15 protein-coding genes are annotated in these 21,689 nt (G+C 35.1%); 8 read left to right on the forward strand and 7 right to left on the reverse strand.

What is annotated here, in order from left to right:
• Positions 1-23: 23 nt before the first annotated feature.
• From BC781_RS14680 to mnmE, 3 genes are all read right to left on the reverse strand, one after another.
• Positions 24-899 (reverse strand): hypothetical protein, encoded by an 876-nt coding sequence (locus tag BC781_RS14680; RefSeq protein ID WP_146201696.1) that lies wholly within the window; start codon positions 897-899, stop codon positions 24-26.
• A 12-nt stretch (positions 900-911) separates the two neighbouring features.
• Positions 912-1,286 carry a helix-turn-helix domain-containing protein gene (locus BC781_RS14685; protein WP_146201697.1) on the reverse strand — a complete coding sequence of 125 codons (375 nt, stop codon included), beginning with the start codon at positions 1,284-1,286 and terminating at the stop codon, positions 912-914.
• Between the two features lie 256 nt (positions 1,287-1,542).
• Positions 1,543-2,931 (reverse strand): tRNA uridine-5-carboxymethylaminomethyl(34) synthesis GTPase MnmE, encoded by a 1,389-nt coding sequence (gene mnmE / locus BC781_RS14690; protein WP_109619050.1) that lies wholly within the window; start codon positions 2,929-2,931, stop codon positions 1,543-1,545.
• 262 nt (positions 2,932-3,193) lie between these two features.
• Between mnmE and BC781_RS14695 the strand changes: the two genes are divergently transcribed.
• The 6 genes from BC781_RS14695 to BC781_RS14720 all read left to right on the forward strand — a co-directional run bounded on the left by BC781_RS14695 (position 3,194) and on the right by BC781_RS14720 (position 15,550).
• Positions 3,194-4,645 (forward strand): aminoacyl-histidine dipeptidase, encoded by a 1,452-nt coding sequence (locus BC781_RS14695; RefSeq protein WP_109619052.1) that lies wholly within the window; start codon positions 3,194-3,196, stop codon positions 4,643-4,645.
• A 107-nt stretch (positions 4,646-4,752) separates the two neighbouring features.
• Entirely contained in the window at positions 4,753-6,897 is a 2,145-nt protein-coding gene (locus tag BC781_RS14700; RefSeq protein ID WP_109619054.1) for a S9 family peptidase, read from the forward strand.
• A 166-nt stretch (positions 6,898-7,063) separates the two neighbouring features.
• A complete protein-coding gene (locus BC781_RS14705) occupies positions 7,064-8,266 on the forward strand; it encodes a tetratricopeptide repeat protein (protein WP_109619056.1) in 1,203 nt (400 codons plus the stop codon).
• A 33-nt stretch (positions 8,267-8,299) separates the two neighbouring features.
• Positions 8,300-8,704, forward strand: a complete 405-nt coding sequence (locus BC781_RS14710) for a helix-turn-helix transcriptional regulator (RefSeq protein WP_109619058.1) — start codon at positions 8,300-8,302, stop codon at positions 8,702-8,704.
• Positions 8,705-8,969: 265 nt separating this feature from the next.
• Positions 8,970-15,017, forward strand: a complete 6,048-nt coding sequence (locus BC781_RS14715; protein WP_109619061.1) for a M4 family metallopeptidase — start codon at positions 8,970-8,972, stop codon at positions 15,015-15,017.
• Positions 15,018-15,085: 68 nt separating this feature from the next.
• On the forward strand, positions 15,086-15,550 hold the full coding sequence (locus BC781_RS14720) for a hypothetical protein (protein WP_109619063.1): 465 nt from the start codon (positions 15,086-15,088) through the stop codon (positions 15,548-15,550).
• A 104-nt stretch (positions 15,551-15,654) separates the two neighbouring features.
• On the opposite strand, the gene BC781_RS14725 is transcribed toward BC781_RS14720, so the two are convergent.
• From BC781_RS14725 to BC781_RS14740, 4 genes are all read right to left on the reverse strand, one after another.
• A complete protein-coding gene (locus BC781_RS14725) occupies positions 15,655-16,062 on the reverse strand; it encodes a DUF6984 family protein (protein ID WP_245935620.1) in 408 nt (135 codons plus the stop codon).
• An 8-nt stretch (positions 16,063-16,070) separates the two neighbouring features.
• A complete protein-coding gene (locus tag BC781_RS14730; RefSeq protein ID WP_109619065.1) occupies positions 16,071-16,826 on the reverse strand; it encodes a phosphatase PAP2 family protein in 756 nt (251 codons plus the stop codon).
• A gap of 6 nt (positions 16,827-16,832) precedes the next feature.
• The gene (locus BC781_RS14735; RefSeq protein WP_158281492.1) at positions 16,833-17,681 is read right to left on the reverse strand and encodes a lysylphosphatidylglycerol synthase transmembrane domain-containing protein; all 849 of its coding nucleotides are present in this window, start codon (positions 17,679-17,681) and stop codon (positions 16,833-16,835) included.
• A 68-nt stretch (positions 17,682-17,749) separates the two neighbouring features.
• Complete coding sequence (locus tag BC781_RS14740) at positions 17,750-19,360, reverse strand: ArnT family glycosyltransferase (protein WP_109619069.1); 1,611 nt, start codon at positions 19,358-19,360, stop codon at positions 17,750-17,752.
• A 200-nt stretch (positions 19,361-19,560) separates the two neighbouring features.
• Between BC781_RS14740 and BC781_RS14745 the strand changes: the two genes are divergently transcribed.
• Entirely contained in the window at positions 19,561-20,535 is a 975-nt protein-coding gene (locus BC781_RS14745; protein ID WP_109619071.1) for a glycosyltransferase family 2 protein, read from the forward strand.
• Positions 20,536-20,563: 28 nt separating this feature from the next.
• The gene (locus BC781_RS14750) at positions 20,564-21,541 is read left to right on the forward strand and encodes a GDP-mannose 4,6-dehydratase (protein WP_109619073.1); all 978 of its coding nucleotides are present in this window, start codon (positions 20,564-20,566) and stop codon (positions 21,539-21,541) included.
• Positions 21,542-21,689 lie beyond the last annotated feature (148 nt).

Raw genomic sequence — 21,689 nt, forward strand, 5'->3', positions numbered from 1 at the left:
GGGTAATTTTTCAAAAAAGATTCTTAAAGCTCATTTATTTTGTCCCTCAGAAGGTGTTGAAACTCCTTCGGAAGCTTGATTTTCTCGGCATAAGGGAGAATAAAACTATTTATGTACTCTGTATATTTGATTTTAGTCAGATCGAAAGTATCAATGCATTTTTCAAGGTCTTTGTAGATATCTTTGCTATATCCAAGCTTTGGATTAGGCTTCTTATTTAATGAAATAGAAATAAATCTAGCCTCAACAGATCGATTGTCTGTGATTTCAGTTGCTTTATAGAATTCATAACAAAAGTGGAAGAACATGACTTTTGCCTTTTGTGGCATACGTTCAAAGTCTGTTTCAGCTTGAGCAATAGCTTCTGTTGCACAGCTAAGTTGAATTTCTTCTATATTTTCATCTTGTGAGAACAGGTTATACTGCCCATCCATAACTTTGTCTAATGCTTCAAACTTTGCAATAAGTGAAATCCATTTATTAGAGTCGGTTTCCTCAATCCACTGAGTATTGAAAGCATAGTTGGCAGGAAGTGTATCAAACTTAGCCAGTTGTTTTTGGTGCTTCTCTTGAAGCTTAGGAATACTCTGCATACAGAGATAGCTGTATTTAAACTCAGGATTAGCTTCACGTAGGTAAACAGAATATTTCTCGAAGACTTCCTCTAACAGCATATTTTTATGAGAAGTTGATGAGGTAACATTTTCTCTCATGCTTTGAAGCATTGGGTATACTTTATCTGATAGAAAAGAGCTAGCAATTTTCTCTTCACTGAGAAAAGGATTGCTTTCATAGTACTCTTCAAATCTGTTAAAGATAGCATCTAGTTCTTGTGCTTTAGCTTTTTCAAACTGTTCTTTCAGTTCGGTCTCTTTGCTAGTCATGGATTTTCGATTCATATTAGATATCAGTTAATCGTTAAAAATGGCTTCTAATTCACTTCGTTTAAAAATAGAGCGAGCGTTAAGTTTATGCTTTTTGACAATTCCTTTTTTGATAAGATTGTACAAGGTTCCTTTACTGATTCTTAAAAATCTACAAGCTTCTTTCACATTCATGAATTCTTCTTTTATAACTCCAGAAGTCATCTGAGCTTTTCGGATTTCTTCATTAGCAAACTCTTTTGGTTTTGTTTCTATTTCATTTTGTAGCTGTGCTTCTTTCTTCCTGAGTTTATAGTGTTTTTGGTTACAGCGATGACTGCAATATTTTGTAAAAGTAGTTTTTGCTATAAACTCATTATGGCAGTAGATACATCGCTTCTTTATCTCCATATTAGAACTCATAGGCGTATAAGCTTGTCCAATGTTGTTCAAAAGATTCACGACCACCTAGGGACAATAGTGTTTTATGCTGACTAATATTGTCCATAAGTGTTCAATAAATTATTGTCCCTTGATAGATAATATTCTTCAGAGGGACAGAAAACGATCAAAATATAGTTTGAAATTTTTGTAAATGAAAATGTGTGGTAATAAAAAATCCCTTTATACAGCTCGTATAAAGGGATTTTTAAAGTTTGAATACTTATGATTTGATGGCTTACTTGCCGATACAAAATTTTGAAAAGATATTCTCAAGCAGATCATCAGTAGTTACTTCTCCAGTAATTTCACCCAAATGATGAAGGGCTGTACGGATATCTAAAGCCAATAAATCACCAGAAATACCTAAGTCTAATCCGTTAAGAACTTCCTCTAAGGCTTTATCTGTTTCACTCAAACTTTCAAAGTGACGAGCATTTGTAACCACAGTGTTACCTGTTCGGAAATCATCTGCTTTTACTAAATGTAAGGCTCTTTCTCTTAAGGCATCAATATCTTTTTGTTCTGCAGAAATCGTAATTAATTCTTCTTTGAATTCATCGAATTCGGTAGGGAGTTTACCTCCTTCAATAAGGTCTATTTTGTTGGCAATCAGAATATATGGTGTGCCTAATTCTTCTAAATGAAGTACTTCCTCTTTTACTTCCTCGTAATTTGCTGTCTTGGAGTCAAATAGGTAGAAAATGAGAGAAGCTTCTTTCATTTTTTGATAAGAACGCTCAACTCCAATTGCTTCAACTTTATCTTCTGTTTGGCGAAGCCCTGCAGTATCAATAAATCTAAAACTGATTCCGCCAATGATGATTTCATCTTCAATAAAGTCACGAGTAGTACCTGCAATATCAGATACAATTGCTTTTTCCTCGTTTAGAAGAGCATTCAACAAGGTCGATTTACCTGCATTTGGTTTACCTGCAATTACTGTTGGTACACCGTTTTTGATGACATTTCCGAGAGCAAAAGACTCTGTAAGTCTTCTAATTAGTCTTTGAAGTGCATAAATCAAGTTTTTCAGATCAGTACGATCCGCAAACTCAACATCTTCTTCACTAAAATCGAGTTCAAGCTCAATCATAGATGCAAAGTGAATTAACTTTTCTCGGAGTTCTTTGATTTCATGAGAAAAACCTCCACGCATCTGGTTCATAGCTGCAGAGTGTGACGCTTGAGAATCTGAAGCGATCAAATCGGCTACGGCTTCCGCTTGAGCAAGGTCAAATTTACCGTTTAAGAATGCACGTTTTGTGAATTCTCCAGCTTTCGCATAACGGATACCTTCTTCGCTAAAAACTTTAATAATGCGTTGAACAATATAATCGGAACCGTGACAAGAAATTTCAACGGTATTTTCACCAGTGTATGAATGAGGTCCTTTAAATAAGGTAACCAATACTTCATCCACTATGGCTCCATCTTTATCCCTGATTGTTCCAAAGTGGGCTGTATGTCCTTTTTGGGCTTCAAGGTCTTTACCCTTGAATACTTTATTTGTAACACGGATAGCATCTTCTCCCGAAACTCTTATCACATGTATCGCTCCTTTACCGGGAGGAGTTGACAGTGCAATCACTGTATCCTGATTATTTGCTAATGCTGCCGGATTCATTTTTATACTTATCCTTCTTTTTCTATTCTAAATTTTGTTACAAAGATACAGAAAATAAAATATGCAAGCTCTTTGAGTGGCACGAATCATTTGAAAAGGTATTTTTATTGTTTTCTTTCGACCACAAAAAAGCTTAAAAGGAAACATTTTATTGAATATTTTAAGAAATTTGAATGTAATCAATAATGGTGAAATACTGTTTTTGATTGCGAATATCCACGTATAGATATTTTTTTTACCCAGTTATTAAACATAAAACACAATGAATCAAGAAGTAATCAACTTGGCTCCAAGTAATGTTTGGGAGTGTTTCGAACAGTTGAATGCAGTACCAAGACCTTCTAAAAAAGAGGAGAGAGTCATTGAGTTCACAAAGAAGTTTGGTGAAGACCTCGGATTGGAAACAATTGTTGACAAAATCGGGAACGTAATCATCAGAAAACCAGCAACTGCAGGAATGGAAGATCGTACTCCAGTGGTTTTACAAGCCCATTTGGATATGGTACACCAAAAAAATGCTGCCACAAATTTTGATTTCAATTCGCAAGGTATCGAATCGTATATTGATGGTGGTTGGGTGAAAGCAAATGGAACAACTTTAGGAGCGGATAACGGAATGGGAGTTGCTGCGATGATGGCTGTTCTTAAAGCTAAAGATATTGAGCATGGACCAGTGGAGTGCCTTTTCACGATTGATGAGGAAACGGGTATGACTGGAGCAAAGAACCTTGAGCCAAATATGCTACAAGCTAAAATCCTTTTGAACTTAGATACTGAAGATGAAGGAGAGCTTTGTATTGGTTGTGCAGGTGGTATTGATAATACAATTAACTTAAATTATACAGAAGAAGCAGTTTCTGGAGGAAAAGTCGCTTATAAAGTAACTGTAAAAGGTTTAAAAGGAGGACACTCTGGTTGTGATATTCACTTAGGAAGAGGAAATGCTAACAAAATTATGAATGAAATTTTGTTGGATGCGGCTTCTTTGGAAGTAAGTGTTTCAGAAATTGACGGGGGAAGTCTTAGAAATGCAATCCCAAGAGAGTCGTTTTCAGTTGTAGTTTTAGATGAAGAAAGAGCTACAGAGTTTGAGGCTTTAGTAGCTGAAAAAGCGACAGAGATCAATGTTGCATTCGCAGAAGCAGAAGGAGCAATCGTAATTCAAGCTGAAAAAACAGTGCTTCCTTCAAATGTGATGAATGCTGAAGAGCAATCATCTTTCTTAGATGCAGTTGAAGCTTGTCCGAATGGTGTTCTAGGAATGAGTCCTGATTTTGAAGGCTTAGTTGAGACATCTACTTCAATGGCTCGAATTATTCTGAAAGAAGGAAAAGCTACAGTTCAAATGTTGACCAGAAGCTCTGTGGATGAAGCTAAAGACACGGCTTCAGAGCAAATTGAAGGTGCTTTTGCTAACACTTCAGCAACTTTTGAAAGAGCAGGTGAATATGCCGGATGGGCTCCTAACCCGAATTCAGCAGTTCTGGAAACAATGCAAGGACTTTATACTGAGTTATTCGGAAAAGCGCCAGTAGTAAATGCTGTACATGCAGGATTGGAGTGTGGTATCATCGGACAACATTACCCAGAAATGGATATGATTTCTTTTGGACCTACAATCAAGAACCCTCATTCACCAGATGAAATGTGTGAGATTGAGTCTGTTCAAAAATTCTGGGATTACTTGGTGGCAACACTTAAGAATATCAAATAATCTGACATACAGGAATATTTAGAAAGTGTCAGTTCTTTATTAAAAAAAGAACTGTCACTTTTTTTTAGAAATAAGTTAACAGCAAGCTTAATAATTACTAAACCAACATGAGAAAATTAATCTCTACACTTAGCTTACTTTTGTTAGTAGGTGTCGCTTTTGCACAAGACAAAACACTTACATTAGATGAAGCTGTAATAAAAAATGGAGCATTCCTTTATCCAGAATACCAAAGAGGAATTAATTTCAGAAATGGCAATACAGCATATACAAAAATTGAAGGCGATGACCTTGTTGAATATGCGGTAAAAGGAGAGCATTCTAAAACGTTGATTTATCTAAGTGATTTAGGTGCTTCTCATGCTACTCTGAAAGGTATGCAATATATCCCCGCTTATAATTGGGTTGATGATAATAAAATTGCCTTTTTATCGAAAGGAAATGCATATGTATATGATGTGACTACAAAAAAGTCTGAGCAAGTTACAGCTATGCCAGAAGAAGCTCTAAATACAGAGTGGGCTCCTTCTTATGATTATGTAGCCTACACAGTAGGAAATAATCTTTTTGTAGCTGGTAATGGTGCAAATTCGCAAGTAACCAATGATACTGAGAAGGGCATTGTAAATGGTCAAGTAGTTCACAGAAATGAATTTGGAGTACACAAAGGTATTTTTTGGTCACCGTCTGGAGAGTCTTTAGCTTTTTATCGTAAGGATGAAACAATGGTAACAGAGTACCCTTTGGTGAATACAGGAGTTTTCCCAGCCAAAGAAGAGCCTGTTTATTATCCTTTTGCAGGGATGCCAAGTCATGAAGTTACTTTGGGGGTTTACAATATCAAAAATGATGAAACTGTTTTCATAAAAACAGGAGAACCTAAAGATCAATACCTAACAAATATTGCATGGGACCCTTCAGAAGAGTATATCTACATCGTAGTACTGAATAGAGCGCAGAACCATGCTAAATTAAACAAGTACAATGCTAAAACAGGTGATTTCATCAAAACCATTTTAGAGGAAAAAGATGATGTTTACCTTCAGGTACATCATCCTATGACTTTCATTGATGGAAAAGATGAATTTTTATGGAGAAGTGAAAGAAATGGATTTGAGCATATCTACCGTTACACAACAGATGGGAAGCTTTTGAATCAAGTAACTGATGGTGCTTGGGATGTGATTGAGTTTGTAGGTTTTGATGAAAGAAACCGTAAGGCATATGTTGTAGGTACTGCAAATAATGGACTTGAAAGACAAGTTTATGTTGCTGATATTCGTAAGGGAATTACTCAAAAAGTGACTAAATCTACAGGTACTTATGAGGTAGTTGATTTTGACCCTAAATCTCAACAATTCATTGTTCGTTTCTCAAGCTTAGATGTACCAAACAGATACGAAATCTTAGATGTTAAAGGTACTGATATCAAAACAATTCATGATGCGAAAAATCCATTTGAAGGATACACAGTATCTCCAATTGAGTTGAGTGCTTTGCAGTCTGAAAATGGAAGAGTACTGAATACTCGAATGATTAAACCGGCTGATTTTGATCCTTCTAAAAAATATCCTGTATTAGTTTATGTTTATGGTGGACCGGGAGTACAGCTCATCCAAAATAAATGGGGGGCAGGTGCTTCTACTTGGATGCAATATATGGCACAACAAGGTTATATCATCTTCACACTAGATAACAGAGGTACAGCAAACCGTGGAAAAGCATTTAAACATGATACTCATTTGACATTGGGTACAGAGGAAGTAAAAGATCAATTGGTAGGAGTAGAATATCTTAAATCTCTTCCTTATGTTGATGCTGACCGAATGGCTGTTCACGGATGGAGTTTTGGTGGTTTTATGACGACAAGTCTGATGCTGAAACAACCAGATGTTTTCAAAGTAGGTGTAGCAGGTGGACCAGTGATTGATTGGAAAATGTATGAAATCATGTATACTGAAAGATACATGAGTACTCCTCAAGAAAACCCAGAAGGTTATGCAACAGCTAATCTTTTAGACAAAGCTCAAAATCTAAAAGGAGACCTTCTTATGATTCATGGAGCAGATGATGATGTAGTTGTTTGGCAACATAGTCTTGAGTTCGTTAGGTCATGTGTTACTGCTGGAGTTCAAATGGATTACTTTGTTTACCCTGGTCATAAGCATAATGTAAGAGGCGTTGATCGTATTCATTTGATGCGTAAAATACTAGATTATGTGATGGAAAAAATGCCAGAGGAAACAAAATAAAGTTTTCAACTTAGGCAAGTTAGGCATGTACATATTGTACATGCCTTTTTTGTATTTAAAATTTAAGTGAAATTTGTATTTTTAGGCAATTAAAGTGTGTGATAGCAATGGTACTCTGAATGTAAGTCACACAAAAAACAACAAACTAACAATACAATTATTTATAATGGGCTTTATTCGGATCATACAACTAACAATAATTTTTTTCTTACTCACTCAAAATGCTTTTTCAATTTCAATTTTTCAATCCGATGATATTTCAGAGGATACTTTGGCATTTAGAGTGCTGATTGAAGAAGGAGAATTTTACCTTTCTAAAGATTTAGATTCAACATATTATTTGACCTCTCAAGCTTTGCAATTAGTTGAGGGTTTAGATTTACCTCATCTTGAGATTGAAGCCAATAGACTGATGGGGAATTATTTCATGCACAAAGGAGAGGAAGAAGATGCTTTAGGATATTTCTTGAAGTCAAAATCAGTGGCTGAAGAAAATGAGTTGCCCATCGAAATAGCCTTCGCAAATAATAATATCGGAATCGTTTATTTAATAAAGAAAGAGCTGGAAACTGCTTCAACCTACTTTTCTGAAGCTGAAAAAGTACTAAAATCTCATTCAGAAGAATCGAAAGTGGTTCTACCTAAAGTTCAAAAAACTTTAATTGGTCTTTATAATAACCAAGGAATCATTTATAAGAAAATGAATAAACCCGATCAAATGATCGAATCTTTGTGGCATGGATTAAAGCTTGCTGAAAAAACAAGTTATAATGAATTGATAGCCGCTTTTTGTAATAATATAGCCGCATATTATCTCAATTATTCAACGCAAAAAGATGAAGAGAGAGGTTTTCATTATTTGGAAAGGGCAAATAAAATTAATACAAGCATTAAGAATGAGAAAAGTATTTTGGTTAGTCGAGAAATATTGGCACAATACTATTTGAATACCCAAGTTTGGGATTCTGCTTTTGTCTATATCAACCAAACTAAGGAGTTGGCAAATGAAATAGGAGCCAATGCGACACTGTTGAGGTCATTAAATTATTTGAATGATTATTATGCATCTATTTCGGACTATAAAAAAGCCTATGAAACCTATAATCAATATAAAATACTTCATGACAGTCTTCAGCAAATTCAAAATAAAGTAGAAATTGAAAGAATTAATGAGGAAAATAAAATAAGAGTAGCCCAAGAAAAGCGTCTTTTGGAGCAATCTCGGAATGAGTATCGCTATGCTTTCTTTGGTGTATTAACATTATGTCTGTTGCTTCTTAGTGCAATGATACTCTTAGCTCAGAAAAAGAAAATACGAAAAGATAAAGTCCTAAAAAGAGACCTTCGAGCACGAAATGAAACACTGTAATTTGATCTTGATCAGAAGCAAAAAGAGTTGACGATGAAAGTGATGAAAACACTCAAAAAGAAGGAAAGTATTGATGATATTTGCAATCAATTAGATGAGCTGAAAAAAGACCTAAAACCTACAAAATCTAAACAATTAACTCAGCTTGTAAAAGCTTTAAAAACATCAACTCAGAAAGATCAATGGGAAGAATTTGAACTCCGATTTAAAGAAGTGCATACAGACTTTTATGATCAGCTAATTTCTCTTTACCCTGATCTTACAGCAAATGAAAGAAGGCTGTGTGCTTTTCTTAAATTAAACATGACAACAAAAGAAATTGCGTCTTTAACCCAACAATCAGTAAGAGCGATTGAGATGGCAAGGTTTAGATTACGTAAGAAAATTGGTATCACAAACACTGAAATGTCCCTAGATTCTGTGATTTCGAATATATAAAATGTAAATGCATAACTTGCTTTATATTAATGTGTTGATACTTCTTGTGAAACTAATGTGAAAGTTGTTTTTAAGCTTGTGAAATCTTTGTGAAGCCCTCGATTTTCATCCTCGAAAATTTTAAACCTACATTCGATTTTGAACATTTCCTTATCCTTAAAAGAAAGCTCTTAATCGAATTAAGTGAAAAAGAATTACACAATTTTTAACGCCTTTTTTGAGTGTAAGGTAAGTGTTCTTGTATAAACCAAATCAATTATTTTTTATGGGAAACATTTATCTGAAATGGGGAAGTGCAATTGCACTTTCAGGAGGGATGTTGATCTCGACAGCTTTTGCACAATCGCCAAATACTTTGTCGAATCAACATTTCAATCTTCAGACTACAGTTGGTAATAATTCAACGAATCAATTACCAGCTAAAAGTCAACAAAATAATAGTACTCAAACACAACTAAAACAACAAGCTCACAGCCATTTTTCAAACGCTACTTCACAGTCTATTTCTTTTGATGATTTTCAAGAGGTAAATGTGAAAGGTGGTGCTACACATCACAAGTTTGCCTTGACAAAAGACTTGAATGGTAAAAATGTGTTTATTCAAGCAAGGAATGAATTTGGTCTTGGCGATCACTCTGTCATGGAGTTTGTCAAAGAAGAGCAAATAAATTCTAATGTTAAGAACTATACTTTCAAACAAACTTTCAATAACATACCGGTAGAAGGTACGATTCATAAAGTCAGAGAATCTGAAAAGAAAATCGAGACTCATGGATTTATTGCCTCTCAACTAAATATAGATACACATGCATCAATCAGAGCTGACGAAGCAATTGATCAAGCGAAAGCCAATATTGGTGCAAAGCTTTATTTATGGGAAGATGAGAAACTAACTTCTTTCTTAAATAGGGGTGACAAACATAATCACTTTGAACCAAAAGCAGAGTTGGTGATTGTTGGCCCAAACTTTATTGCAGATTTAGAAGATTACAAATTGGCATGGAAACTTGATGTTTTTGCTACTGATCCACAGTCGCATTATGATGTCTATGTTGATGCTCATACGGGTGAAGTATTGTACAAAATCACGAAGATTTGTGATGCACACGATCACCCTTATTATGAAGGTAAGGCAAAGTCAAGATATGCAGGTGAGGTTACAATTACTGCCGAGCAATTTGAAGAAGGATTCAGATTGAATGAGCAAAGAGGTAAATACAATACAGGAATCTTTACCTATAACATGAACAATGCAACCTGGCCATCAAACGAAGTTATTACGGAGTTTGTAGATCATGACAATCATTGGGATTTGACAAACCCAGAAAAGGATGAAGTAGCAATTGACATCCATTGGGGTATGGAAAAGACAATTGATTACTATACAGAGAAATTTGATCGAAACAGTATTGACGATCAAGGAATGGATGTCATTGGTCTTGCACACTTAGGCACAGATTTCTTTAATGCGGTATGGACTGGATATTGGGCGCAATTCGGTGATGGTAATGACCATCCATTGACTGCGCTTGGTATTGTTGCGCACGAACTTACACATGGTGTAACAGGAAATTCTGCTCAACTAATTTATTTGGGAGAATCTGGTGCGTTGAATGAGGCTTTCAGTGATATTCTAGGTGTTGCTGTAGAATTTTATGCAGGAAAAGAGTCTGAAGATAAAATTTGGGAGCTTGGAGATGAATTATACAGATATGGAGCAATGCGTAGCTTCACTGACCCTAATTCACAAGGACAACCAGATACTTACGGAGGAGATCATTGGGCAAATCCATTGAATTATAACTATGACAATGGTGGTGTACACGTCAACTCGGGTGTTGCTAACTTCTGGTTCTATCTTTTGGTAAAAGGTGGTGAAGGTGTAAACGATAATGGAGATAACTATGATGTGTATGGGATTGGTTTAGAGAAATCTGAAAAAATTGCATATCACTCACTTACGCATTACTTAACTCCATCTTCAAACTTTGCAGATGCGCGTTCTGCTACATTGATGGCTACGGAAGACCTTTATGGTTTGAACTCGATTGAGTATATGGAGGTTGCAAATGCTTGGGCTGCTGTAGGTGTTGGTTCTCCTTATCAGAATAAGCAATTTGAAATTGTAGACTACACAATTCCTGAATCAGAATGCGGACCGTTAGGTGATAAAGAGGTAATTGAATTCGAGGTTAGAAGCACAGGACGTAAAGATTTCACTGCTGAAGATAAACTTTATTATGCGTATCAGTGGGGAATTATCAATAGAGGAAGACTTTTTGTTTTTGGTTCTGGCTCGGGTGAAATAGCTTTAGAAGAAGGTTTGGAGAGTGGTGAATACAAATCGTTTACCATTCCAGATTCACTTGATCTGACAGCATATCCTACTTACCCTAAAGTTTTGGCTTTTGAGATTTCTTCTGAAGAGATAACTGTACCAAACTCAGCTTCTCCAAACTATAGAGAAGGAGCGCCTACTGCTAGTGGCGAAAGAGATAATGACTTGAAAGTTGTCGCGCTTAATTTTAATGAGGCTACTGCTACTAATGCACACGATCTGAAATTGACACTTGAAAATAGAGGTTGTAATCCAATCGCTAAAGGAGAAGAAATTTCGGTAAGTTATTTCTACAATGAAGGAGATACCGTAAACCTTACAGTAGAAGTAGAGGAAGATATTGCTGGACAATCAATGTTTGAAGTAAGTCTTGATACGGTACTTGATTTATCAACAGAAGGTTTGCATTCGGTTGTTTCTTGGATTGATTTTGTTGGAGACCCGAACTCACTAAATGATATTACTTCAACAAGTTTTTATCGTGGAGCGATTTCAGCCTTTCCTTATGATGAAAACTTTGAAAAAGGTGGAGCAGGATGGACTTCAAGAGCGCTTTCAGGTACAGATTCATGGCATTGGAATTATATTTCATTGGGTAAAATGGGAACTGAACCAACAGCACACTCTTGGACAAACTCTTATAAACTTCAAGATAATAATGCTAGCCTAACGTATCCGCTTTCTTCAGATATGGTATTGGAATCAACTTGGTTTGATTTCACGAATATCAAGTCTCCACAAATGGACTTCTATTTGATGTTGTGGGTTTCTCAATTGAGTGATGGTGTAGTGATTGAGTATATTGCAGAAGGAGATTCGGAATGGAGAAAGACAAATTACGTAGACTATACCAACGTAGATACATACTCTGAAGTACTGGAAACTCCTTGGTTCTCTCAAGCTTACTATTTACCAAATGCTGAAGAGCCAAGATTTGAAGTGTTTTTCCCAGAATTGGCAGGGAAGAAAGGACGTATTCGTTTCAGATTTGCTTCAGATGAGAATCCAGATGCCTCAAATCTTTTAGGTATTGCCATTGACAATATTACAATCGCTGATGCTGCTCTGTACAACTTATCGTTGAATACGGTTGAACTTGTTCAAGAAAACGTAGGGGTGTTTGGTGCAAATGATGAACTAAACATTTTCATGACAAATGCGGGTTCTGAAGATACGCTAAATTTAGATTTAAGTTATACAGTTGTTCTTGGCGAAGATACTTTGAATACAATTACGGAGTCTGCTCAAATTGTATCAGAAGGTTTTGCACAAGAATTTAAATATTCATTTGTTGAGAAGCCAAACTTGTTGGCTTATGGAACAGGTGAGTTTAAACTTTTATTGGAAGTGTACCCATCTGAAACTGTAGATGCTGATTCATCAGACAATGTATTTGTATCAAATCAATATGTTTGGAATGAGTCTCAGTCTTTAGTGACAGAGTTACCGTATTACATGGATTTTGAAAGTGGTGTAGAAGGATGGACACAATCTTACAATAAATCATCTGACGGATGGATTAGAGGAACAAGAGATGAATTGAAATCTGTCTACTGGCCAGTACATGAGCATACTACATTTATGGCATCTAACGATGATGATTGTAACTGTGATAAATCAGAAGATTACTTGATTTCTCCAGCTTTCGATTTCAGTAATTACGATGAAGTGATGCTTTCATTTGAAGGTTTCGGAGACTATAGACAAGATTCTGACGGAACAGTTGAAATCAGTTTAGATGCTGGAAAAACTTGGGAAGTAGTTCACACAATGGAATACTATGCTGTTTGGTTACAGATTGATATTGATTTGAGCAAGTATGCTGGTGAAGAGCGAGCTTGGATTGCATTCCACCATAATGACAATGGAAGATGGGGGCAAGGTTTTGGTGTAGATGATATTGAAGTAAAAGGTACTCTGACTGACGGTGGTTTAGTACACCTTACAGCTCCAAATATTGCTCACTTTGGTGCAAGTCATTTCGAACCTTATGTAGATGTGAAAAACTTTGGTTTGAATGATATACACGCATTTACTTTAAATTACACAGTTTATCAAAATGGAGAACAAGTAGGAGAAACTTACTCTGAAAGTTATGCTACGACAATCTCTCAAAACATCGAGACTTTAGTAAACCTTACAAAGGTTCCGATGCTAGCTGCAGGCGAATATGAATTGAAAGTTGAATTGGTAACTGAAAATGATGGGATTGCTACAAATAATGAGCTATCAACTACTTTTGAAGTAACTGCTGAACTTCAAGACCCAAGTTTCAATTTTAATTCTTTTGCAAAAGCACAATTAGAAGGCGAAAATGGCTGGACTTCACCAACAGGATACAGAGTTTTACCTTTCTATGTAGATTCATTGACGCACAACAAGTATATCCAAGTGCCAAAAGAAGATAGAAGTGGAAACAAAGAACATTTCATTTACAATGAGATCACTGGCGGTTCACTTTATGCTGAAATGAAAACATCTGTATTGAATGTTCCAGAAGGGGGCTCTCCTGTATTCAATTTCTATTATGCTTTCCAAACAAATACAGATGCTGTACTGACAATTGATGTACAAGACGAAGAAGGTGTTTGGCATGAAAATGTTTGGTCATTAGGAGGAGGAGCAAGAACCAACAAAGAGTGGTTGTTAGCTCAAGTAGACTTGAGAGGTTTTGGAAATGCTGTGACGCTTAAATTTAAGCATGCTATTTCTGGTGGATATTCTTATTTGGTAATGGATGATTTCTCTATCGTTTCTCAAGATTATACTGATGTAGAGTTGATTCATGTTTCTCCAAACTCAGCATGTGGCGAGGAAATCTATACAGTTGAATTAGTAAACAATGGGACAGTAGCGATTGAAGCAAATGAATTGACAGTAAACTATCATTACTATAATGAAGATGTTGAAGAGTCAATGTTGATCGCAGAAACTATCGCTGTAGGTGACACTTTGGTATACGAACTTGAAAAACAACCAATGTTGAATGGCGAAGGTCAACATCCTGTTCGTGTTTGGGTTGACTATGCTAGTGATTTATATGTTGAAAATAATGACTTAGGATACAATATTTTCTCTAGGGTTGAGCCTATTGCTGATGTTATAGCTAAAGACAGCTACTTCCTAACTTTAGGAGAGGTTCTTTACCTAGATGCTAGACAAGTATTTAGAGAGAAAAAGATCATTGGAGAATCTTACGCTTGGTCTACAGGCAGTACAGATCATATGGCTGCAATTTCTGAATCTGGAACATATACTCTAGAAGTAATTCTGGCTGGTGGTTGTGTAATCACTGACCAATTTACAGTAGATGTAGCAGACTTTAGTTCTGAATTGGCCTCGGGTGTATTCTGTGCTGAAGTAGCATTATCGCCAGGTGAATTTGATCGTTATGTATGGCAAGATGGTTCTACCGATTCCGTATATACGACAACAAAAACAGGAGATTATTATGTGACTGTCTATGATAAAGAGGGAAGAGGTACTACTTTCTCTACGATGATCGAAATTAGTGAAATTGAGATGCCTTTTATTACCATATCGGGAACAACACTTATGTCTTCTGAAGCAGCCTTCTATCAGTGGTACCTAAATGGTGAAATGATAGAAGGAGCCAATTCGCAAACTTATGAAGTAGGAAGAAATGGCGTTTATTCAGTTTCTGTAGCAAACGAACATGGTTGTATAAATCTTTCAGAAGATTTCTCAGCTATTGTGATGTCAAATGAAACAGCGCTTGAAACTACCAATGTGTTCTACCCGAACCCAACAAATGGTCTATTGAATTTGAATGTATCAGAACGTACTTCAGCTTGTTCGATTACAATATTCAATAGCTATGGTAGTCAAATTCTTTCGGAGTCGTTTGATGTAGCACCTGAATCTTTAGATTTGAGTTCGCTTCCATCAGGAATTTATCTTGTTCAGTATAACGACCAAGATTCAACGGTTACTCAGAAAATTTTCAAAAAATAGTTTTCTCAACGAGCTAGTCCTAATGCTATCATTAGGCTAGCTTTTTTATCCTAGTAAGAGTTTAAAAGATGGCATATAGAAGTTTTTATATCTTATTGAAATTGTTAGTCTCAGTTTCATTATTCGGACTTTCTTCATGTGGAGGTGAGGATGATACTCCTTCTACAGATGAGATTTTTATTTCAAAGTTGGTAGAGCAACCTTGGGAAGTTCAGAGTGTTATTCACGAGACGGATGGTGATCTGACTTATGATTATGAGGAATTTGTAACCAATTTTAATAAAAATGGCAATCATGAATATGATGGAGCTTTGAGTACTGAAAACGGCTTTTTAGCTTTTCCAAATGCATCATATTGGCGTTTAGTTGAAGAAGCTGGAGTGTCTTATATTTTAAGAAGTGACGGCGTTTATATGGCTTATGAATTGACAGAAGCAAGCTTAAATCTTGAGTTTACACTTCCTCAATCATCAATACAAAGAGTCGCAGGTGTTGCAGGAAAGATTAACTTCTCATTAACCCATATACAATAAGTATAGATTGTTTATAAATAGTTACCTTAAAATCACTAGGTTTTACCTAATGATTTTTTAAATGACAAAGAGAGAAAGTTATTATGCTTTCTCTCTATAAATCTCTAAATAAACCCTTGTTTATCATTAATTTCAACTTGTTCTGGTTTTGGATAACGGAGTAGTTTAGAAAAATCTTTCTTCCAAAAATCCATATCAAGAACTTCGCCCAAAGTATTTTTTGTCAAAGTGATTACTACTGGAGTATCATCTGAATCAATGTAGTTGACTTGAACAAAGTCACCTCCATAAGGAGCTTTTTTATCATCAGTAATATTGATACTACCCATTTTTCCTCCTTCATATTCATCTACTGAAGTGGAGATTTCATATTTCTCAGGATCTTCGCCAGCAAGAGTGAGGAGGTGTTTTACCAAAATCATTTCTTCCTCACGAATTTCTCTTCTTTTACTCATAGTATGATTACCAATTCCTTGGAATGATTGTATTTTAATTTCAGCAAAGGTAATCATTTTTCAATTTAAGCACTGATATCTTGAAGCTGACTTTCTTTTTGAAGTTCGATGTGTTGAATTGTAACTTTCAATTTACCATTTAGCTTTTTTGACTCTTTTAATTTTCTTGATTCTAACCAATAAAAAATACAATAAGCACTTACACAGCCAATAGCAGCCCCCGCATAAACATCAACAAAGAAGTGTTGGAACAGGTACATTCTTGAAATTCCTACTAGTATTGCATAAGACAATAACAAGATCGTCCAAATTCGTTTATTAATATAAAGAGAAAGAAATACAGCTATCATAAAAGCTGTGGAAGTATGTCCTGAAGGAAATGACCAGTAAGAATGAACACTTAGGTCTGGTAGTAAATAAATTTGATCTAAAATATTCTCAAAAAATTTCTTGGGTCTAGGAATCGGACCGAATATAGCTCTTTTCAAAATGGTTGAAAGAAGTGCATTTCCAATTCCCATAGCTAGGAGAAGAAAACTCTGATAATATTTGATGAATAAAAAAACGATGAGCAATGGAAAGAAAACAAGTCCATCTCCAAGGTGAGTGAATAATCTAAAAAACTTATCTAATACTGGTGTGTGATAATTATTAATACTTAAAATAACATTTCCTTTATCGACTAAAAATAACATTGGGAGTAAAAGAAGAATCAATCCCCAAAAGAAATACATTGAATGATGAATAACTCTTTGCTTGAATAACACTGGCTTCTTTTTCCTCGTTTGTTTGAAGCTCGAAGAAGGCATTGATTGATTCATAATGGTTTAGTTTTTAGATATATTTTGTAATTCTTTAGACATACTAAAAGTGAAAAAAAGTCCAATGAGTGAGGTAATAGCTGTTACCGTAAAAAATAAGAGCGTAAAAGCTACAGCCTCATCTTTATTGATACTTAGAAATTGGAGTCCATAAAGCATGACCAATTCTCGAATCCCTACACCACCAATTGATATTGGAATGATAGTCATGGCATTTCCAATTAAGAAAAAGGCCAGATAATCATAATGATTGGAATTGATTGAAAGTGCCTTTAGGATACAAATCGCACATACTACTTGAAGTAGTTGGACAGCAAAAGAATAGATAAGCGTAGAAATGAATATTTCCTTGAATTTGGGAAAGAGATAGTTAGAAAAGAGAAAGAAAATAGGAAATATAAAGATGATTCCTAACCAGCCCAATACACTTAACCATGTATATAACTTAGCCATATCAGAGAATACAAGAAATACACAGGCTAGCCATGTTAAAACTGAAGACCCATTTAGCCGATCTAAAAGAGTGGCTTGAAATAGCTCCTTTGTATTTGTAGTTTTTTGATCTCTTAATAGGTATATCTTATAGCCATCCCCACTAATACTTCCAGGTAGAAAAAGGTTATAAAACATTCCTACATAGTATAGTTTTATATGTTTTAATATAGGTAAATCTAACCCTAAGGTTCTGTAAAAACGATCCATTCGTAGCGTATTATTCAACTTTGAAAGGTTGAATAGAAGCAGAGCTGATACAAGAAAGATTACATTTGCATTTTGTAGATTAACCCACACCTTTTGGTACGGAATTTTTGTGAATACAAAATACAGAGCAAGTCCTGTAAATAGAATTTGCACAAGTGATGAAAGCCTTTTCTTCGTACTTTCAGCGGATATGTTATTGAGGTTAACTTTCACTTTCCAGTCTATAAATCATTATCAGATTCCTTTGAGGAAGCTAAATCGTTAGCTTCAACTTTAAATACTACAGAAGTCTTTCTCTCGAATAGATCTTTCTTTCTAAATACTTCAACAGCACCTTTGATACTCTGTAGTTCTTCTATGTTATCGGTTACTGATAAAATATATATTGGACTTTTAGATTTCTTGATCTTGACATCAAGTTCAGAGAAATTCTTATAAATCTTAATAGGTTTCTGAATGTAGTATGAAAAGGATGGATTGAATCGTTTGTAAGATATCACCTCTTCTTCATCAAAGTTTTCCATGAGTGGTAAGGCTCCAGCTACAGGGTTTTCTTTATCTAATACAGGTAAGGCTAAATGAAAAAATATAAGGCTAGCTACTCCAAAAGTTAGTGCCATAGATAACAGGCCTTTGCTAAAGTCATTTTTCCAAAAGAAAAATATCGAAATCCCACCTACAGCAATTAGAGGTGTGAAATATAACCCTAAATAGTCGAGGTGTGCTAAGTAACTCTCTGCTTTCATCGCAAAATAAACTCCCACAGGAATTCCTATAGCCAGTATTATAAAGAAACCAATGCTGAATTTGTCACTAAGTTTTAGTTTTGAACTCTCTTGGAGTTGACTTAAGTAATACCCAAGAATGATAGCCATAAAAGGCAAACAAGGTGCGGTATACGAAGGCAGCTTCGTTCTAGAAACAGCAAAGAAAAGAATGAAGAGACCTACTGTGATTAGAGATAGTAAAAGAGCTTCATTTTTCTTATTCCATGCGAGTTTAAGAGATTGTATAGAAAATACAGAAAAGGGCATCAGACCTGTAAAAACAAATACGGCGGGAAGGAAAAATGGCCCTCCGTGTGATTCTTTTTCAGCGGTAAACCTTTGGAAGTTATGTTCAATAAAAAAACCTTGACTCCATGCACCGTCTGTTTTGAAATGAACAGCCAAATACCAAGGTAAAGCTACGGTCAAAAGTAGTAGAATACCTGATAAAGGATTTAAATTCCAGATTTCTTTCCATTTAAATCTTTTAGTAAAAATCAGAAAGAAGAAAACTACTCCGCCAGGAATAACAATTGCTACTGGCCCTTTTGCTAAAACTCCCAAGCCCATCATAAGGTAAGCGAGGTAAATCCATTTCTTTTTCCCTTCACAGATAAAAAGATAAAAGAGGAAAAGTGTTGCTGTAATGCAAAATATAAGATATGGATCAGGTGTAGCTAAGTGAAACTGAATTATAATTTGTAATGAAGAAATTAGAGTTAGGGTTGACCAAAAAGCTACTTCTTTATTGAAAACTCTTTTTGTGAAAAGGAAAGTAATTAGACACGTTGCTAATCCAAAAATTCCTGAAAAGAAGCGAGCGCCAAATTCACCTACACCAAATATCTGATAGCCGAGCATCATAAAAAAATAATGCAACGGTGGTTTGTCTGTTCTGAGTTCATAATTAAATGTAGGAACCACTAAATCCCCTTTTTCCAACATTTCTCGGGCACACCCTGCATTTTTTGCTTCATCTAAGATGTAAATCATATTTCCATCTAGGTTTGCTAAAAAGAGTAAGCCTCCAAATAGCCAGAGTAAAATCAATCTATAGTCTTTCATATCAACACATTAGTTCAACTGTCAACTGCAATATTATAGATCGCATTAGACAGAAATGTGAATTCTATTTCACTTAGTTTTGAATTTACAAGCATAAATATTAATCAATTATGAAATATTAACAAGTATTAAGATCCTTAAAAAAATCTCTTATAAATTACACAAAATCACTTCAGTGTAGAATTTAAATAAACATAAAGATGGGTAAGGTTACACTTTCTTTAGTGATCCCTGTAATGAATGAGAGGGAGAATATTGCACCTATGATTGAGCAGGTTCAGTCAGCACTTAAAGATTATACTTACGAATTAATTTTTGTTGATGATGGGTCATCTGATGGTACTGTAGATGAAATTAAAAAGTATGCAGATGAGAAAATAAAGGTTGTTGTATTCTACCGAAACTACGGACAAACGACTGCAATGTCAGCCGGTATTCATGAGGCTGTTGGAGATTATGTCGTAACGCTTGATGGAGATCTTCAAAATGATCCAAGTAACATTCCTGATATGTTGGAACTCCTTATTAAAGAAGGTTGGGATGTGGTAGCAGGTAATCGTTTGAAAAGAAAAGACAAAGCATTAGTTCGAAAGTTACCGAGTAAAATAGCGAATGCACTTATTCGTAGAATGACTGGTATTCATATCAAAGACTATGGATGTACATTAAAGGTATTTACCAAAGACATTGCAAAGAACTTAGGGCTTTATGGTGAGTTGCACCGTTTTATTCCAATTTTAGCTCATCTTCAAGGGGCAAAAATTACTCAAGTAGATGTAAAGCATCATGCTAGAATTCATGGAAACTCTAAATATGGTTTGAATAGAACATTTAAAGTTTTGAGTGATCTGATACTGATGGTGTTTTTCCAAAAGTATTTCCAGAAACCACTTCACCTTTTCGCTCCTGTAGGTATCTTAAGTATTTTTATTGGTTTAGCTGTAAATGGATATTTACTCATTGAAAAGTTGATGGGAGCAGATATTTGGGGACGTCCACTTCTTATTCTTGGCGTAATCTTTCTTTTAGGAGGTTTACAAATGATCACTTTTGGTGTAATGGCAGAACTGATGATGCGTACCTATTACGAATCTCAGAATAAGCAAACTTATTCAATTCGTGAGGTCTATGTTGGAGAACAAAGGCCAACTACATCAGATGCTTTAGCTTCTTAATTTAATCCTTCTTTCTAGACTTTTTGTTATGAGAACTCGAGTGTTAATCACTGGTGTTGCAGGTTTTATTGGTTCATCTTTAGCTGAATTCCTTTTAGAAGACGGTTTTGAAGTAGTTGGTATAGATAATTTTGATCCTTTTTATGATAAAAGCATCAAATTAAGAAACTTACATGAATCCCTTAAAAATTCACGCTTCACTTTTAAGGAAGTCGATTTTACTTCTTTGAAAAGTTTAATGACTATTCCTAAAGTAGATGTAGTTATACATCTTGGTGCTAAAGCTGGTGTTAGACCTTCAATTTTAAATCCTAAGGCATATATCGATACGAATGTACAAGGGACAAATAATATTCTGGAATGGATGAGATTGAAGAAAATAAAGAAATTAGTATTTGCTTCATCTTCCTCAGTATATGGGAACCACAAGCAAGTCCCTTTCTCAGAAGATTTAGTAGTTACTGAACCTATTTCTCCTTATGCTTTCACAAAATTATCTTGTGAATCTATGAACTACTCATATCATTCACTATATAATTTTGACATTCTAAACTTGAGATTTTTTACAGTCTATGGGCCTAGACAAAGGCCGGATTTAGCGATACATAAATTTGTACGAAAAATATACAGAGGTGAATCAATTCAGATGTATGGCGATGGAAGTTCTGCTAGAGATTATACTTTTATAGATGACATTGTGAATGGCGTTTATGGAGCTGTAAATTATGTACTTTCTAATGATCAGATATTTGATATACTTAATCTTGGGAATAATACACCTGTTAAGCTCAAAGAAATGATTCAGACTATTGAGTGCAAAATGAAAGTATCTGCTAAAATAGAACAGTTACCTATGCAATCGGGCGATGTGGATGTAACATTTGCTTCTATCCGTAAAGCAAAAAAGATGTTAGGTTACGTTCCACAAACTTCATTTGATCTTGGTGTTGAGCAATTTGTCGATTGGTTTATTACACTTCGGGAAGAATCATCAATGGCAGTTTAGAATTTAGAGTAAAAAAGAGCTACAATTTTAATTGTAGCTCTTTTTAGATAGATAGAAAACATATTTTTTAATAAGAGAGAATGAGTAGTGCTATTCGATGTGTGTTACCATGGAATTGTTTGTTGAGCTATGCTCGATTATTTCCGTC

It is taken from the genome of Sediminitomix flava (assembly GCF_003149185.1).
Classification (GTDB): Bacteria; Bacteroidota; Bacteroidia; order Cytophagales; family Flammeovirgaceae; genus Sediminitomix; species Sediminitomix flava.